The organism is Dactylosporangium thailandense (genome assembly GCF_059739745.1).
Window position 1 is genome coordinate 5,469,987 of record NZ_AP029195.1, and the last position, 15,805, is coordinate 5,485,791.

Genomic DNA, 15,805 nt, shown 5'->3' on the forward strand with positions numbered 1-15,805 from the left:
TCAGACACCCAGTCGTTGCAGCAGCCGCTCGCGCCACAGCGACGGTGGCCCGAAGAGCAACTGCGCGCTCTTCGCACGCTTGTAGTACAGATGCGCCGGGTGCTCCCACGTGAAGCCGATCGCGCCGTGCAGCTGGATCGCGTCGCCGGCGACTTTGAAGTACGCGTCACTGCAGTAGGCCTTCGTCAGAGCGGCGATCACCGGCAGCTCCTCGTCGAGGTCGGCCGCGACGAACGCACCGTAGTAGGCGGCCGTCTTGGCCGACTCGACCGCCAGCAGCATCTCCGCGCAGCGGTGCTTGACCGCCTGGAACGCTCCGATCGGCCGCCCGAACTGATAACGCTCCCCCGTGTACCGCACGGTCCGTTCGAGCAGGAACTGCGCCCCGCCGACGGCGTCGGCCGCGAGCCCGACCAGCGCCAGGTCCAGCACCAGCCGCAGGGTGGAGCCGGCGGCGCCCTCATCGCCGACGAGTTCGGCGACGACGCCGTCCAGCGTGATCCGGGCAAGCTTCCTGGTCCCGTCCAGCGCGGCGAGCGCCTCACGGTGCACGCCGGCCGCGGATGCCGCCACGGCGAACAGCGAGGGACCCGCGGAGGTACGTGCGACCGCCAGAATCAGGTCGGCGGCGAGCCCGTCGATCACGAAGCTCGTCACGCCGTCGAGCACCCACTTCCCGGCGCGCGCCGTGGCGGTCGTGGTGGGCGCCTCGAGGTTCCAGGTGCCGTTCGCGTCGCTGAACGCCAGCGTCCCGATGATCTCACCCGAGGCGAGGCGGGGCAGCCACTGCTTCATGGCCTGCTCGTCGCCGCTGTGCAGCAATGTCTGCGTGGCCAGGACGGCGGAGGCGAAGTAGGGCACGGGTGCCAGCGCCCGGCCGAGCTCCTCGAGAACGATGGCGGTCTCGACGAAGCCGAAACCGCTGCCGCCGTACTCCTCCGGGACGGCCAGACCCGTCAGCCCGAGCTGCTGGGCCAGCTGCGACCAGGTCGCGCGGTCGAATCCCTCGTCGGAGGCCATGAGACGGCGCACGTCCGCCTCCGAGCACTTGTCGCTGAGGAAGGTACGGACGATGCCGCGCAGCGTCTCCTGCTCCGGTGTGAACACGAACCCGAGCGCGTCGGTGGCGAGCGAGGCCATCAGCACCGCTCCAGCAGCGTGCCGGTGCCCATGCCGCCACCGCAGCACATCGTGACGAGCCCATAGCGGGAGCCACTGCGCCGCAGCTCGTGAACGGTCTTGGTGAGCAGGAAGCAGCCGGTGGCCCCGAGCGGGTGGCCCAGGGCGATCGCACCGCCGTTGGGGTTGACGGTGTCCGGGTCGGCATCGAGCTCGCGCTGCCAGGCGAGGACGACGGAGGCGAACGCCTCGTTGACCTCCACGACGCCGATGTCGGACATCGCCAGGTCGTTGCGCTTGAGCAGGTGCTGCGTCGCCGGGATCGGGCCAGTGAGCATCGCCACCGGGTCGGAGCCCACGAGGCAGGTGTCGACGATGCGCGCCAGCGGCCGCACACCCAGCTCCTGCGCCCGCTGCGCCGACATCAGCAGCACGGCGGCGGCCCCGTCGGAGATCTGCGAGGCCGTCCCGGCGGTGTGCAGGCCCCCGGCCGGACCCACGATCGGGTCGTCCGTTCCCATGACGGTACGCAGGCCGGCCAGGCCTTCCATCGACGTCTCGCGCATCCCCTCGTCCCGGGCGACGCCCGACACCTCGATGATCTGCGAGTCGAAGCGCCCGTCCTGCCAGGCGGCCGCGGCCCGCTGCTGCGACTGAACAGCGAAGGCGTCAAGGTCCTCGCGGGTGAGAGCCCAGCGCTGCGCGATCAGCTCCGCCCCCTGGAACTGCGATGTCCACTGATAGCCGTACAACGCCGACTCCATCGGTGTTCCGAGGCCGGGCACGTAGGAGGAGCCCATCGGGACCTGGCTCATGGCCTCGACGCCGGAGGCGACCGCCACATCGACGGTCCCGGAAGCCACGAGCGCGTGGGCGAGGCTGGTGGCGTGCTGCGACGAGCCGCATTGAGCATCGACGGTGGTGGCGGCCACCTCGAGCGGGAGCCCGGCGGCCAACCAGGCGTTGCGGGTGACGTTCGCGGCCTGACGCCCGACCTGGCTGACGCAGCCGCCCACCACCTGCCCGACAACGGCCGGGTCGATGCCAGAGCGCTCGAACAGGCCGCGCTGGACGTTCGCGAGCAGGTCGACCGGGTGCAGGTGGGAAAGGCTGCCGTTGCGCTTGCCGATGGCGGAGCGGGCGGCCTCGACGATGACGACTTCACGCATTGGCGTGTGCTCCTTCGGCGGGGTTGGCGGGCAGAAACTTGGCGAGCAAGGTGACTTCCTCGTCCGCGCTGCGCAGGACGAGATGGTCGTTGAGGTCACGGATCTCGGGGAGCCGCGCGGCGAGATCCTCGACGGTCGGGGTTGCCGCACCGACGTAGACGCCCGGTGTCACCCCGACGAAGAAGCGGGCGTAGCGGCCACCACCGACGGAGAAGATCTCCCGGGTCACCTGGCACTCCTCGCTGACCAGGTACACCGCCAACGGGGTGACGTACTCGGCGCGAAGGGTGTCGCGCGACACCGCCGGCATCAGAGCCTCGGTCATCCTCGTCAGGGCGACGGGCGCGATGCAGTTCGCCAGGATGCCCGCACGTTCGCCTTCGATGGACAGGGTGCTGGCCAGGCCGACCAGTCCCATCTTGGCCGCGCTGTAGTTCGCCTGGCCGAAGTTGCCGAGCAGGCCGGCCACGGACGTCGTGAAGAGCAGCCGCCCGTACCGCTGCTCCTTCATCACGCGGAAGGCGGGCAGCGACACGTTGAAGGCGCCACGAAGGTGGACGTCGAGCACCCCGTCGACGTCCTGGGTGGCCATCTTGGCGGCGCTGCGGTCCCGCAGGATGCCGGCGTTGTTGATCACGATGTCGAGCCTGCCGAACTCGTGCAGGGCCGCGTCGACGATCGCCGCGCCTCCTTGCGCGGTCGCGACCGAGCTGTGCTCCGCGACGGCCCGGCCGCCGGCGGCCCGGATCTCCTCGACGACCTGGTCGGCCGCGGAAGCACTCGATCCCGCCCCGTCGAGCGACCCGCCGAGGTCGTTGACGACGACCGCGGCTCCGCGCCGCGCGAGCTCCAGCGCGTAGGTGCGGCCGAGTCCTCCTCCCGCGCCGGTGACGACGGCGACGCGCCCGTTGAACGTGATGCTCACCGCTGCGCCCCCAGCACCGCGTTCCTGGCCTCGGACCACGACATGCCCTTCTCGACGTCGAGCTCGCGTGGCATCCCGAGCACGTGCTCGGCGATGATGTTGCGCTGGACCTGAGCGGTGCCGCCCCCGATGGTCAGGGCGGGCGCGAAGCAGAAGCCGTGGTCCCACGTCTTCGCATCGTGCGAACCGAACGGGTCGTGCCCGGTCAGCAGGCCATGGCTGCCGGCGAGGTCGCGCACGAAGTTCATGATGTGCTGGCCGTGTTCGTCCGAGAGTGCCTTGCGGATGCTCGCCTCCGGACCGGGTGGGCGTCCGTGGACGGCCGCCGTGACCGTGCGCAGCCGGATCAGGCGCAGCACCTCGCCTTCGATCCAGACCTTGGCGAGCTCCTGCCGCAGTACCGGGTCGAGGTCCAGCTTCGCCGCTCGCACCTTGGCGAGGAGGTCGGCCGCCGAGGGTCCGTGCCCCCACAGCGCGCCCTCGCCGGACAGGGACACGCGCTCGTTGCCGAGCGTGACCTTGGCCAGACGCCATCCGTTGTTCTCCTCCCCGACGAGGTTCTCGACGGGGATCCGCACGTCGTCGAAGAAGACCTCGTTGAGGTAGAAGGTTCCGGTCATGTCGTACACCGGGCGGATCGTGATACCGGGCGTGTCCATCGGGCAGATCAGGTACGAGATGCCCTTGTGCCTGGGCGCATCGGGATCCGTGCGGACGATGAGGATGCCGAAGTGCGCGACGTGCGCGTCCGACGTCCACAGCTTCTGCCCGTTGACCACGTAGTGCGCGCCCTCCCGGACCGCCCGGGTGGACAGGTTCGCGAGATCGCTGCCGTGGCCGGGCTCGCTGAACAGCTGGCACCAGATCTCCTCCGCGGCCAGCAGCGGGCGCAGGTAGCGCTCCTGTTGGGCCTCGGTGCCGCCGGCGAGCAGCGTCGGTCCCGCCCAGCCGATCGCGATCGGGTTCTCCGGCATGGCCACCTCTGCCGCGCGCAGTTCGGCGTCGATGGCCAGCTGGCTCATCGGGTCCGCGGCGAGGCCGTACGGCGCGGGCCAGTGCGGCGCCACGTAACCGGACTCGGCGAGCTGCCTCGGCGTGGGATGCGGGTGCTCCCGCAGCCACGCCCGCACCTGTTCGCGCGCCGGGTGGTCGGCCGGCGGCGTCAGAAACTCCATCGTGATCTTCTCCGCTCTCAGGGGGTTCCGCCGTCGACCCGCAGCAGCGCGCCGGTCGTGAACGTCGATGCCGAAGAAGCCAGGTACAGCGCCGCTCCGACGACTTCCTCCGGTTGCCCGGCCCGTCCCAGCGCCAGCGGCTCGGCCATGACCTGCTGGAAGACATCGGGATCCCAGGCCTTGAACACGTCCGTCGCGAAGGGCCCCGCGACGATGCAGTTCACCCGCACCTTCGGCGCGAGCGCGCGAGCCATGCCTTCGGTCAACGCGTTGAGCCCGGCTTTGGCGGCCGCGTACGTGACGAGCATCGGCTGCGGTCGCATGCTCGACACCGATCCGATATTGATGATCGACCCGCCTCCGGCCGCGGCCATCCGGGTCCCGATGTTGGCCATGAGCCGGAACGGGCCCTTGAGGTTGAGGGCGAACACCTTGTCGTAGAGCTCTTCGGTGATGGCGTCGACGCTCGGGAAGGTCGGGGAGCTGCCGGCGTTGTTGATGAGCACGTCCACCCGGCCGTACCGGGCGTAGACCTCGTCCGCGAGGCGGTCACAGTCCGGCCACCGGTTGACGTTCACCGCAACCGGATAGGCGTCCGTGCCCCATGCGGCGCGTACCTCGTCCGCGAGCTCCCGGCAGGCGTCCAGCTTCCGGCTGGCGATGACCGGGATGGCTCCCCTCGCGGCGAAGGCCCGCACCATTGCCCGTCCCAGGCCGCGGCTGCCGCCGGTCACGACGACGACCTTCCCGGTCACGTCGAACAGCGGGTCTGCGGCCGCACGCTCGCCGAGCGATGTCACGTGCGCGTTCCTTTCGATTGAGCCGGTCGCCGGGTGCGGCGCACCCGGCGGCGCGGGCCGGAGCGGCGCTTCAGGCGGTCGCATCCAGCAGCACCTTGCAGACGCCGTCGGCACGCCGATCGAGCAGGTCGTAGGCGCTCACGCCGGCGGACAGCGGGAGCCTGTGGCTGAAGACGACGGAGGGGTTGAAGCGTCCCGCGCGCATCAGGTTCAGCAGTCCAGGAGTGTCCTCGCCGGTGGCGAGCCCGATATGGAAATCGAGGGAGAGCATCTGGGCGCGCATCATCGGGAAGGCCATGCGCCTGGAGGGCGACAGGCCGATCACCGAGACCGCTCCCCGGTTCCGCACGACCCGAAGGGCCAAGCCGATGCTCTCGTCGGTGCCGACCGCGTCGACGACGTGACCCACACCGCCACGCGTGGCTTCCACGATGAGCGCTTTTGCCCCCTCCGGCGGGAGCCCCGATGCCCCGAGCTCTTCGGCCCTGCGACGACGATCGGCCACGGGATCGACGGCGAACACGCGGGAGGCTCCTTGGATGAACGCCGACATGACGGCGACGAGGCCGATCGGGCCGAGGCCGATCACCGCGACCTCGGAGCCGGGGGCGATCTTCGCCTTCTTCGCGCCGTACCAGGCGGTGTTGGCGCAGTCAGCCAGCAGCAGGGCGTTCTCCTCGCTGACATCCGCGGGCAGTCGCAGCAGGTTGGCGTCGGCGTACGGCACCTCGAGCAGTTCGGCCTGGCTGCCCGGCAGGTCGGGGCCCAGGCCGTAGCAGAAGTCGTCCCCCTGGACGGTGCAGTGGGGTCCGGAGGCGCATCCCTCGCAGCGGCCGCAGCGCACCCCCGCCGAGACCAGCACCCGGTCTCCCGCCTTGAAGCGGTGGACCTCCGCACCGGCCTCGACGATCTGCCCGATGGCCTCGTGCCCGATGGTGAAGCCCGTGCCGCGCGCATTCTCGCCGTGGAAGATGTGCAGGTCGCTGCCGCAGATGCTCGCCTTGCTGACCCTCACGATCGCGCCGGCCGGGTTGGAGAGGATCGGATCCGGCACGACGTCATGACGAACGTCCCGGGGGCCGTGATACACCAGTCCGCGCATGCCCCAGAGATTAGCATTATGCTAAGTCGCGGGGAAGCGGTCGCGGCGCCCCGGTGGGCGCGCGTCAGCCACCGCGATGCCGTCCGCGGCCGCGGTGACTGCGAGCGAGTCGAATTCGGTGCGCGACACCGGCGCACGCGGAAGCCCGCGTAGACGAGGCCCGCAGCGCGGACCCGTCAACGCGTGGTGACGAGGTCAGGTCCTCAGTGCGCCGCGGTGCCGTCGCCCTCGTGCCACAGCGGTCCCCACATGCGGCCGATCGTGCTCATCACCCGGGCGTCCAGGGTCTTGACCGCCAACCCGAGCTGCCGGGCCAGCGCCGGACGCAGCACGAGGTAACCGCTGAGGAAGGAATACCACAGCGCCAGCAGAGCCCGCGGGTCGAGATCCTCGTCCCAGATGCCTCGGCTTTGCTCGTCCTTCAGGAACTCCAGCGAGCTCTCGTAGAACGGAATGGGCGCGAGCTCGTCGTCCCCGTCGAGCGCCAGGAGCATGACGACGCGGGCGAGCTGCATCTCGTCGGCCTGGGCCCGGAAGCTCCGTGCGCCACGTCGTGCCGGGTTGACGTAGGCCTCCATGCCGACGCGCTCGGCGAGGTTGTGCATCTCCATGTCGAGGGCGTTGCGGAGCAGCGTCTGGCGACTGCCGAAGTAGTGGTGGATCAGGCCGCGGTTCACCCCGGCCTCGTCCGCCACGTCCTTGAGGTTCAGGCCCGCCAGCACACCCTCTCGCGCGAGCAGCTCCAGGGCGGCACGCATGAGCACAGCCTCGGTTTCCTGCCGACTCCGCCGGCGACCCTGCGCCTCGTCGTTGTCGTTCGCCGCCGCTTCAGCCATGCCCTGATATTAGCGTAGCGCCAACTCGACGGGAGAGCCCGCTAGGACGGCATCCACGCCGGAGGCCGGCGCTCACGGAACGCCGCGATCCCTTCGGCGGCCTCCGAACCGCGGAAGAGTTCCGTGGAGAGCGTCTGCGTGACCGCGAACGCCTCCGATCGGCTCAGGGCCGGCACGCTCGACAGGAGCATCTTGGTGGCGGCCAGCGCCTGCGGGCCTCCCGCGACGATCTCGTCGAGGAGGGCACGAACCTCGTTGTCCAGGTCGGGTGGCGCGACCGCCCGGTTGATGAGGCCGACCTCGGCGGCCCGGGCGGCGGCAATCCTGCGCCCGGTCAGGAAGAGCTCCGCCGCGTCGGCCCTGGAGAGCTTGGGCAGGCAGACGACCGAGATCATCGCGGGCGCGACACCGATGCGCACCTCGGTGAAGCCGAACGTCACGTCGGTGGATGCCACCGACAGGTCGGCCGCGGCCGCGAGCCCGACGCCGCCGCCCATGCAATGCCCCCGCAGCACGGCGACGACCGGCTTGGGCGAGTCCTGGATGCCGGCCAGCACGTCCGGGAAGGAGTACCTCGGTGTCTCCGCCGGCCCGCCCCCCTTGAGGTCGGCGCCCGCGCAGAACGTGGTGCCCTCGTGGGTGAGGACGATGACCCGTACCGCCTCGTCCGCGGCCGCCGCCGACAGCCCGTCGCCGAGACCGTTGATGATGCGTGCGTTGAGTGCGTTCTTGTGCTCGGGTTCGGCCAGGGTCAGGGTGGCGACACCGTGGCGCACCTCGTAGCGGACCGCGGTCACGGCTTGCCCTCGAGCAGCTCGACGGGCACTTCGACGTGCTTGGCCCGCAGGTACTCGCCCAGGCTCTTGGCCTGCGGGTCCATCCGGCCGCTCGACGCGACCCCCTCCCCCAGCAGCCCGTGGATGACGAAGTTCAGGGACCGGATGCGGGGCAGGTCGAACCGCTCGACCTCGAGCCCATGGGTCTCCGGCATCAGCGCCTTGAGCCGGTCGACGGTCAGGTAGCCGCTCAGCCACGCGAACGCCTCGTCGGTGCGGGTCCACACCCCGACGTTCGCGTTCCCGCCCTTGTCGCCGGACCGGGCCCCGGCAACCCGGCCCAGGGGCGTCCGGCGCGTCCGCCCACCGGCCGGCCCCGGCATCGCGGGTCGCTCGACCTCGACCGCCGGCTCCGCCCCGGTGGGCAGTGTCGGCGCGACCCGCGTCACCTCGCCGCCCACCACGACCTCGTGCGAGAGCAGGTCCGAGGGCACCGCGGCCGGCCAGTACACGCCATACGCCTGAACGGAGCTCGGGCCGCCGAAGAAGCCAGGGTACGAGGCGAGCCCGAGTTCGGTGATCGCCGAGGTCAGCGGCTTGCCGAACTTCTTCTCGTCCGGGTCCTTGAGCGTGATGCGCAGGTTGGCGATCGCCGCCTCGTTGCGTTGCGGGTCCTCGTGGTCCGAGCGCACCAGATCGACCTCGACCGACTGGAAGCTCTCGCGGCCGCCGGGAACCGCGGCGAACAGGGATCGCACCAGCAGGTCGGCCTTCTCCCGCACGTCGAGGCCGGCCAGCGGAAACGTGAGTGACGCCTTCACCGCACCGGCCAGGTTGACGCACACCTTCGAGGTCGCGGGCGGCGCCTCGCCGCGGACCCCGCTGATCCGTACCCGGTTCGGCGCCACCGGGGCGAGGGCGATGGTGTCGAAGCGCGCCGTGACGTCCGGGTTGAGGTAGCGCGGCCCGGCGATCTCGTACAGCAGCTGCGCGGTCACGGTGCCGACCGAGACCAGGCCGCCGTGGCTGTCGTGCTTGGTGATGACCGACGAGCCGTCCGCGGCGATTTCGGCGATCGGGAAGCCCGGGTGCTCCAGGCCGGGAACCTCCTGGAAGAACGCGTAGTTGCCGCCGGTCGCCTGGCAGCCGCACTCGATGACGTGCCCGGCCACGAGCGCGCCGGCGAGGGCGTCGTAGTCGGTGCGCCCCCAGCCGTGCCACCACGCCGCCGGGCCCATCGCGACGGCGGCGTCGGTGGTCCGGCCGGTGACCACGATGTCGGCCTCCCGGCTCAGCGCCTCGGCGATTCCCCAGCCGCCGAGGTACGCGTTGGCGGTGAGCACGGCCCGGTCCCCGATGGCCTCGCCGGTGTCGAGGTTGCGCAGCTCGTGCCCGGCGCCCTTGAGCTCGTCGAGCCGAGGGAGCAGGTCGTCGCCGGCCACGTACCCGATCGCCGGGGCGAGCCCGAGGGTCTCGGCGAGCCGCTCGAGCGCGCCGGCCAGGCCCTTCGGGTTGAGGCCCCCGGCGTTCGCGACGACCTTGATGCCGCGGTCGAGGCAGGTGCCCATGACCTGCTCCATCTGCTTCAGGAACGTCTTGGCGTAGCCGCCGTCCGGGTTCTTGAAGCGGTCCTTGGCGAGGATGAGCATCGTGAGCTCGGCGAGCCAGTCGCCGGTGAGGACGTCGATGGGACCGCCCTCGACCATCTCGCGTGCGGCGGCCAGCCGGTCTCCGTAGAAGCCGCTGCAGTTCGCGATCCGTACTGCACGCCGCGCGGTCACGCTTCCTCCAGGACGACGAGCAGGTCACCGGCCGCCACCTGGTCGCCGACCGCGACACGCAGCTCGGCGACCGTCCCCGCGTGCGGGGCGGTGATGCGATGCTCCATCTTCATTGCCTCCACGATGACCAGGAGCCGGCCCGGCTCGACCGCGTCCCCGGCGCTCACCTGGACGGCGATGACCGCACCGGGCAGGGGGGCCACGAGGCCGCCGTCGACGCCCTCGGCCTCCGGTTGGGGGAAGCGGGGCGCGAGCGAGAGTTCCACGTCGCCGTGCGGTCCCTGCACCCACCAGCGCGGTCCGTGGTTGCGCACGATCGAGCGGTGCCTGATCCCGTCGAACTCGACCTCGATCTCGCGCTCGGTGCATGCGAGCACCCGCGCGGTCGTGGCGCGCTCGGCCACGGTCACCGCGTAGCTGCCGTCGCGCAGCGCGCGGTAGGTGACCGGCACAGCGCGGTCCGCGTGCAGGTACGTGAACGTCTCGGGCGGCAGGACGCTGTTGCGCCATCCGCTCGGGAAGCACCCCAGCGCCGAGCTCGCACGGCGCCAGGACTGGGCCGCGAGCGCGGCTTGCACGGCCGCCGCCTCCAGGTCGGCCGGAGCGACCTCGCGCGAGCGCGGCGGGCCGATCGTGGTGATGAAGTCCGTGCTGGTGTCGCCGGCCAGGAACGCCGGGTGCCGCAGGGTGGCGACGAGGAAGTCGCGGTTGGTCGTCGTGCCCTGGATCGCGGTCCGCTCCAGGGCCAGGGCCAGCCGCAGCGCGGCCTCAGCGCGGCTCGGCGCGTGCGCGATGACCTTGGCCAGCATCGGGTCGAACTCGACGCCGATGCGGCTGCCGGACTCGATGCCGCTGTCGTACCTCGCTTCCGGCGCGGTCGCCGGTTCCCACACGAGCACTGTGCCGGTGACCGGAAGGAAGTCGTTGCCGGGGTCCTCGGCGTAGAGGCGCGCCTCGACCGCGTGCCCGGTCAGAGCCAGGTCGCTCTGCGTGAACGACAGCGCCGCGCCCTGCGCCACCAGCAGCTGCTCCCGCACCAGGTCGAGCCCGGTGACCATCTCGGTGACGGGGTGCTCGACCTGGAGTCGCGTGTTCACTTCCAGGAAGTAGAACGCGCCGTCCGGCGCGAGCAGGAACTCCACCGTCCCGGCGTTCTCGTAGCCGATCGCCTTCGCGGCCAGCAGTCCGGCCTGCCCCATCCGCTCGCGAAGCGCCGGGCTCACCGCCGGGGACGGCGACTCCTCGATCACCTTCTGGTGCCGGCGCTGGATCGAGCACTCCCGCTCGAACAGGTGCACCAGATTGCCGTACTTGTCGCCGAGGATCTGCACCTCGACGTGGCGTGCCCCGGTGAGGTAGCGCTCGAGGAAGACCGTGCCGTCGCCGAATGCGGCCTGCGCCTCGCGGCGCGCGCCCGCGATCGCGTCTTCGAGCTCCTCCTCCCGCTCGACGACCCGCATGCCCTTGCCTCCGCCGCCGGCGGCGGCCTTCACGAGGGCGGGGAAGCCGACCCTGGTGGCCGCGGCGGCGAGGTCCGCGCCCTCCTCGAGCCGCAGGGACGGAAGCGTCCGGACGCCGGCCTCCTCCATGAGGGTCTTGGCGGCGAGCTTGTCGCCCATGGCGGCGATCGCGGCGGGCGTCGGGCCGACCCAGGTCAGCCCCGCCTCGGCGACGGCCCGGGCGAAGCCCGCGTTCTCCGACAGGAAGCCGTAGCCGGGGTGCACGCCGTCCGCTCCCGCCAGACGCGCCGCGTGGAGCACCTTCGCCACGTCGAGGTAGGTCTCCGCCGCGGTCTGCCCGTGCAGGGGCACGGCCAGGTCCGCGTCGCGCACGAACGGCGCGTGCGCGTCGCCGTCGCTGTAGACCGCGACGGTGCGCATGCCCATGGCCGCGGCGGTGCGCATGATCCGGCGGGCGATCTCGCCCCGGTTGGCAACGAGCAGCGTGGTGATCACGGCCGGAACGCTCCGAAGGTGGTGGCGCCCTCGACCGGCGCGCTGTGGCAGGCGGACAGGCACAGCCCCACGACCGTCCTGGTGTCGCGCGGGTCGATGACGCCGTCGTCCACGCCCCGACCGGTCGCGTACAGGGCGAGCGACATCCGCTCGGTGATGTCCGCGACCGCGTCCGTGAGCGCCTGCTCGGCCGCCTCGTCGATCGCGATGCCCTTGCGCGCGGCCTGCCCCCGCCGCACCAGGGACATGACGCCCGCCATCTGCTGCGGCCCCATGACCGCGAGCTTGGCCGTCGGCCACAGGAACAGGAAGCGGGTGTCGAAGCCGCGGCCGCCCATGCCGTAGTTGCCGGCGCCGTAGGACGAGCCGAGGACGACCGTGATGTGCGGGACCTTCGAGTTCGACAGCGCGTTGATCATCTGGCTGCCGTGCTTGACCATGCCGGCCCGCTCGTACTCCTTGCCGACCATGTAGCCGGTGATGTTCTGCAGGAACAGCAACGGCGTACTGATCTTGTTGCAGAGCTGGATGAACTGCGAAGCCTTGACCGCCGACTCCGGGAACAGCGGGCCGTTGTTGCCGAGAATGCCGACCGGGTACCCGTGCATCTCGGCCCAGCCGCAGACGAGCGTCGTGCCGTACCGCGCCTTGAACTCCTCGAACCGGCTGCCGTCGGTGATGCGGCCGATGACCTCGCGCACGTCGAGCGGCTGTTTGAGGTCGCGCGACACCATGCCCAGCAGGTCTTCCGGGTCGAGCACCGGATCGTCGCCGGGACCCGTCGGGCCGTAGCCCGCCTTGCGCCAGTGCAGGTGGCCGACCACGTCGCGGCACTGCCGCAGCGCGTCGTGCTCATCCTCCGCGACGTAATCCGCGAGGCCGCTCACCGCGGCGTGCATGTCGGCGCCGCCGAGCTCCTCGTCCGTGCTCTCCTCGCCGGTCGCCATCTTCACCAGCGGCGGACCGCCGAGGAACACCTTGGCCTGGTTACGGACGAGAATCGTGTACTCCGACAGGCCGGGCAGGTACGCGCCGCCGGCCGTGGAGCTGCCGAACACCACGGCAACGGTGGGGATGCCGAGCCCGGACAGCTCGGTCGTCTCGTAGAAGAACCGGCCCGAACCGGCCCAGTGCCCGAGCGTCTTGCGCAGCACCCTGTCGACGTCCTCGCCGCCGCCGTCGGAACGCAGGTCGCCGCCGGCGCTTTCGATCAGCTGGATGTACGGCATCCGGTTCTGCCGGGCGACGAGCAGTGCCCGGTCGATCTTCGGGGCGCTCGTCGCGGTCATGGCACCGCCGAGCACCGTCGGATCGTTGCCGAAGATCACGCACTCGGTCCCGTTGACCGTCCCGATACCGAGCAGCGCACCGCCGCCGACCGGATAGTCGGTGTGGTAGCCGGCGAGGGCCCCGATCTCCAGGAAGGGGCTGTCGGGGTCGATGAGCAGGGCAACACGCTCGCGAACGGTGAGCTTGCCGTTGGCGTGGTGACGCGCGATCGCCTTCTCGCCACCGCCCATGCCGGCCAGCCGCAGCTGCTCCTCGATGTGCCCGAGCTGCTCCAGCATGTCGGCCCGGTTCTTGCTGAACTGCTCGGAGCGGGTGTCGAGCTGCGAGGTCAGGACGGCCATCACGCCACCTTCGCCGACAGGGGTTGCCGGCCGCCGCCGCTGGGACCGGCGAACGCCTGGGCGATCGCAAGCCAGGCCTCGGCCGTCTCGCCCGTGACGGTGAGCGAGGTGTCCGAGCGATGGCGCCGATGGGTCACGAGCAGGGCGAGGTCAAGGGCCGTCCCGGTGACCCGGTCGGCGGCGTCCCGGGGTCCCCAGGTCCAGAGCTGTCCGGAGGGGCCGGTGACCTCCACACGGATGGGGTCCCCGGGGTCCGTCACGGCGTTCTGCCAGAACGAGTAGGCGCGCGCCCCGATCCCGATGTGGCAGACGCTGCGCAGCCGGTCGGTGACCACGGGCGGCAGATCGAGCGCGTCGGCGACGTCCTGGCCGTGGGCCCACGTCTCCATCAGGCGAGCGGTCACGAAGCTGGTCAGCGACATGTCCGGCCCGTACCACAGCGCCCGGCGGCCGGGGTCGAAGGCGGCGAGCCCGGCGAGCAGGTCGGCTCTGGTCTCGCGCCAGGCTCGCAGGAGGCCGCGGCCGCCGAGTTCGCGGCCGGGGGCGACGTCGATACCCGGGGCCAGGCCGGACGCATGGACCTCGGCGCGATGCCGCGCGAACCCGTCCGGGTCCGTGATCGCGAACAGCGCGCGGGCGTCGAAGTAGTACAGGTGGCTGATGGAGTCGCGGATCGTCCAGCCGGCCGCGGGCGACGGCGCCTGCCACTGGCGCTCGTCCAGGTCACGCACCCGCTCGTCGAGGGCGGCGTGTTCGTCCGCGAGGTCGGCGATGATCGCCACTGGGTCGGTCACAGGTTCTCCTCGTCCGCACAGGCGGCTCGTGTCGTCGTGGGCCGCTCGTCGGACCGGCCCGCGGCGCGCTGCTGCGCTTCGGCTTCGAGCAGCAGGGTGCGGGCGGCACGCAGATCGGCCTTGCCGTTGACCGCCCGCGGGATGCTGGGCAGGATGAGCACGACCCGGGGGGCCTTGTAGCCCGCGAGCTGTGTCTTGGCCCACGACCGAACCTCGTCGTGGCCCAGATCGGCGCCGGGGGCGGCCGCTACCGCGGCGGCGACGCGCTCGCCGAAGCGCTCATCGGGAAGGCCGACGACGATGCAGTCGTCGATCCTCGGATGCCGCTTGAGGACTTCCTCCACCTCCTCGGGAAACACCTTCTCCCCGGCGGTATTGATGCAGCCCGACCCGCGCCCGAGGAGCACGATCGTGCCGTCCGTGTCGACGGTCGCCCAGTCACCGGGGATCGAGTAGCGCACCCCGTCGACGGTGCGGACGAGCCGGGCGCTGCGTTCCGGGTCCTTGTAGTAGCCGATGGGCACATTCCCCAGCCCCGTGATGGCGAGCAGGCCCGGGACGCCGGAGCCGGCCCGGACGTCGGTTCCGTCCTCGGTGAGCACCCGGGCGCCCGGCGCCGGCATGAACCGGGCGGTGTCCGTCGCCTCGTGCTTCGTCGTGGTGGCAGATCCGCCCGGACCCTCGGTCGACCCCATCAGGTCCCCGATGACCGCGGAGTCGCCCAGCACGTCGATGAGCGCGGCCTTGACGGGCGCGCTGAGCATGGCGCCGGAGCTCATGACGAACGTCAGGCTGGACACGTCGTCCTCCGCCCCGGCCGCTCTGGCGGTCTCGCGCGCCCGGGCCAGCGGAAGCGCGAACGCGTCCCCGACGATGACGAGCGCGGTCACCGCATGCGCGCTCACGGTGGCCCAGATCTCGTCGGGATCGAACGACCCGCTGGGCGCCAGGACGACGTGCCCCCCGATGGAGTGGGTCAGGAAGACCCCGAGCCACATGCCCGTACCGTGCATCAGCGGACAGGCGGGAAGCACCACCGGCGCGGCTTTGGCGGCCGCCAGGTGTCGTGCGGTCTCGATACACCAGCCGAGGTCCTGCGGCGGTGGCTGTTCGAGGAGCTCGGCGATGGAGTTGACCCAGCGCCGGGTGAACTCCCCGATCGGGAACATCACCCCTTTCGGCGTCCCCGTGGTGCCGCCGGTGTACAGCATGTAGACGTCGCGCTCGTCCCTGGCCTGCCGCGGAGCGGGTTGCGCCGCGGCGATCGCGTGCTCGTACGACGTCGCGCCCTGGATCAGTGCGGCCCCGACGTCGTCGACCTGCAACCACAGCCGCACGGCGGGGTGCCGGTCCATCACCCCGGCCACGTGCCCGGCCAGCGAAGCGTGGAACACGACCACTTCCGCGTCGCTGTTGTCCAGCACGTAGCTGAGCTCGGTGTCGAGATACCGGTAGTTGACGTTGACGGGCACCGCCCGGATCTTCAGGGCGGCGAACTGCGCCTCGAGATACTCCGGGGCGTTGTGGAGGTAGAGCGCGACCTTGCTGCCGGCCCCGATGCCGGCGTCGCTCAGCGCCCCGGCCAGCTGAGCGGCCCGCCGCTCATAGTCGGACCAGGTGACGGTTCGGGTGCCCTGCGTGACCGCGGGCTCGTCGCCGATGACATCGGCGACGGCCTCCCAGAGGGTCGCGAAGTGGCACTCAGCGGGCACGGCCACCAATTTGCACTCCTGACTCACAGC

At 71.2% G+C, this 15,805-nt stretch carries 13 protein-coding genes; all 13 read right to left on the reverse strand.

Annotated features, from left to right (window positions below; genetic code table 11):
- The 13 genes from AC6JBM_RS23690 to AC6JBM_RS23750 all read right to left on the reverse strand — a co-directional run bounded on the left by AC6JBM_RS23690 (nt 1) and on the right by AC6JBM_RS23750 (nt 15,775).
- The gene (locus tag AC6JBM_RS23690; RefSeq protein ID WP_497985762.1) at nt 1–1,140 is read right to left on the reverse strand and encodes an acyl-CoA dehydrogenase family protein; all 1,140 of its coding nucleotides are present in this window, start codon (nt 1,138–1,140) and stop codon (nt 1–3) included.
- Entirely contained in the window at nt 1,140–2,288 is a 1,149-nt protein-coding gene (locus AC6JBM_RS23695; RefSeq protein WP_497985763.1) for an acetyl-CoA C-acyltransferase, read from the reverse strand. The genes AC6JBM_RS23690 and AC6JBM_RS23695 overlap by 1 nt, the downstream gene beginning before the upstream one ends.
- Nucleotides 2,281–3,213, reverse strand: coding sequence for an SDR family oxidoreductase (locus tag AC6JBM_RS23700; protein ID WP_497985764.1), 933 nt, complete (start codon nt 3,211–3,213; stop codon nt 2,281–2,283). The genes AC6JBM_RS23695 and AC6JBM_RS23700 overlap by 8 nt, the downstream gene beginning before the upstream one ends.
- Nucleotides 3,210–4,388, reverse strand: coding sequence for an acyl-CoA dehydrogenase family protein (locus tag AC6JBM_RS23705; RefSeq protein ID WP_497985765.1), 1,179 nt, complete (start codon nt 4,386–4,388; stop codon nt 3,210–3,212). The genes AC6JBM_RS23700 and AC6JBM_RS23705 overlap by 4 nt, the downstream gene beginning before the upstream one ends.
- A gap of 17 nt (nt 4,389–4,405) precedes the next feature.
- The gene (locus AC6JBM_RS23710; protein ID WP_497985766.1) at nt 4,406–5,188 is read right to left on the reverse strand and encodes an SDR family NAD(P)-dependent oxidoreductase; all 783 of its coding nucleotides are present in this window, start codon (nt 5,186–5,188) and stop codon (nt 4,406–4,408) included.
- 70 nt (nt 5,189–5,258) lie between these two features.
- Nucleotides 5,259–6,290 (reverse strand): alcohol dehydrogenase catalytic domain-containing protein, encoded by a 1,032-nt coding sequence (locus AC6JBM_RS23715; RefSeq protein WP_497985767.1) that lies wholly within the window; start codon nt 6,288–6,290, stop codon nt 5,259–5,261.
- Between the two features lie 203 nt (nt 6,291–6,493).
- Nucleotides 6,494–7,126: a TetR/AcrR family transcriptional regulator gene (locus AC6JBM_RS23720; RefSeq protein WP_497985768.1), complete on the reverse strand. Its 633-nt coding sequence runs from the start codon at nt 7,124–7,126 to the stop codon at nt 6,494–6,496.
- 41 nt (nt 7,127–7,167) lie between these two features.
- Nucleotides 7,168–7,923: an enoyl-CoA hydratase-related protein gene (locus AC6JBM_RS23725; protein ID WP_497985769.1), complete on the reverse strand. Its 756-nt coding sequence runs from the start codon at nt 7,921–7,923 to the stop codon at nt 7,168–7,170.
- On the reverse strand, nt 7,920–9,683 hold the full coding sequence (locus AC6JBM_RS23730; RefSeq protein WP_497985770.1) for an acyclic terpene utilization AtuA family protein: 1,764 nt from the start codon (nt 9,681–9,683) through the stop codon (nt 7,920–7,922). The genes AC6JBM_RS23725 and AC6JBM_RS23730 overlap by 4 nt, the downstream gene beginning before the upstream one ends.
- Nucleotides 9,680–11,638 carry an acetyl/propionyl/methylcrotonyl-CoA carboxylase subunit alpha gene (locus tag AC6JBM_RS23735; protein ID WP_497985771.1) on the reverse strand — a complete coding sequence of 653 codons (1,959 nt, stop codon included), beginning with the start codon at nt 11,636–11,638 and terminating at the stop codon, nt 9,680–9,682. The genes AC6JBM_RS23730 and AC6JBM_RS23735 overlap by 4 nt, the downstream gene beginning before the upstream one ends.
- Nucleotides 11,635–13,269 carry an acyl-CoA carboxylase subunit beta gene (locus tag AC6JBM_RS23740; RefSeq protein WP_497985772.1) on the reverse strand — a complete coding sequence of 545 codons (1,635 nt, stop codon included), beginning with the start codon at nt 13,267–13,269 and terminating at the stop codon, nt 11,635–11,637. The genes AC6JBM_RS23735 and AC6JBM_RS23740 overlap by 4 nt, the downstream gene beginning before the upstream one ends.
- Nucleotides 13,269–14,063 carry a TIGR03084 family metal-binding protein gene (locus AC6JBM_RS23745; protein ID WP_497985773.1) on the reverse strand — a complete coding sequence of 265 codons (795 nt, stop codon included), beginning with the start codon at nt 14,061–14,063 and terminating at the stop codon, nt 13,269–13,271. Before AC6JBM_RS23745 ends, AC6JBM_RS23740 begins: the two co-directional genes overlap by 1 nt.
- Nucleotides 14,060–15,775, reverse strand: a complete 1,716-nt coding sequence (locus AC6JBM_RS23750) for an AMP-binding protein (RefSeq protein WP_497985774.1) — start codon at nt 15,773–15,775, stop codon at nt 14,060–14,062. The genes AC6JBM_RS23745 and AC6JBM_RS23750 overlap by 4 nt, the downstream gene beginning before the upstream one ends.
- Between the last annotated feature and the right edge of the window lie 30 nt (nt 15,776–15,805).

Excerpts from the sequence above, each read along its gene's own strand:
- AC6JBM_RS23690 (WP_497985762.1), bottom strand. The coding sequence starts at position 1,140 with ATGGCCTCGCTCGCCACCGACGCGCTCGGGTTCGTGTTCACACCGGAG.
- AC6JBM_RS23715 (WP_497985767.1), bottom strand. The coding sequence starts at position 6,290 with ATGCGCGGACTGGTGTATCACGGCCCCCGGGACGTTCGTCATGACGTC.
- AC6JBM_RS23705 (WP_497985765.1), bottom strand. The coding sequence starts at position 4,388 with ATGGAGTTTCTGACGCCGCCGGCCGACCACCCGGCGCGCGAACAGGTG.
- AC6JBM_RS23740 (WP_497985772.1), bottom strand. The coding sequence starts at position 13,269 with ATGGCCGTCCTGACCTCGCAGCTCGACACCCGCTCCGAGCAGTTCAGC.
- AC6JBM_RS23695 (WP_497985763.1), bottom strand. The coding sequence starts at position 2,288 with ATGCGTGAAGTCGTCATCGTCGAGGCCGCCCGCTCCGCCATCGGCAAG.
- AC6JBM_RS23720 (WP_497985768.1), bottom strand. The coding sequence starts at position 7,126 with ATGGCTGAAGCGGCGGCGAACGACAACGACGAGGCGCAGGGTCGCCGG.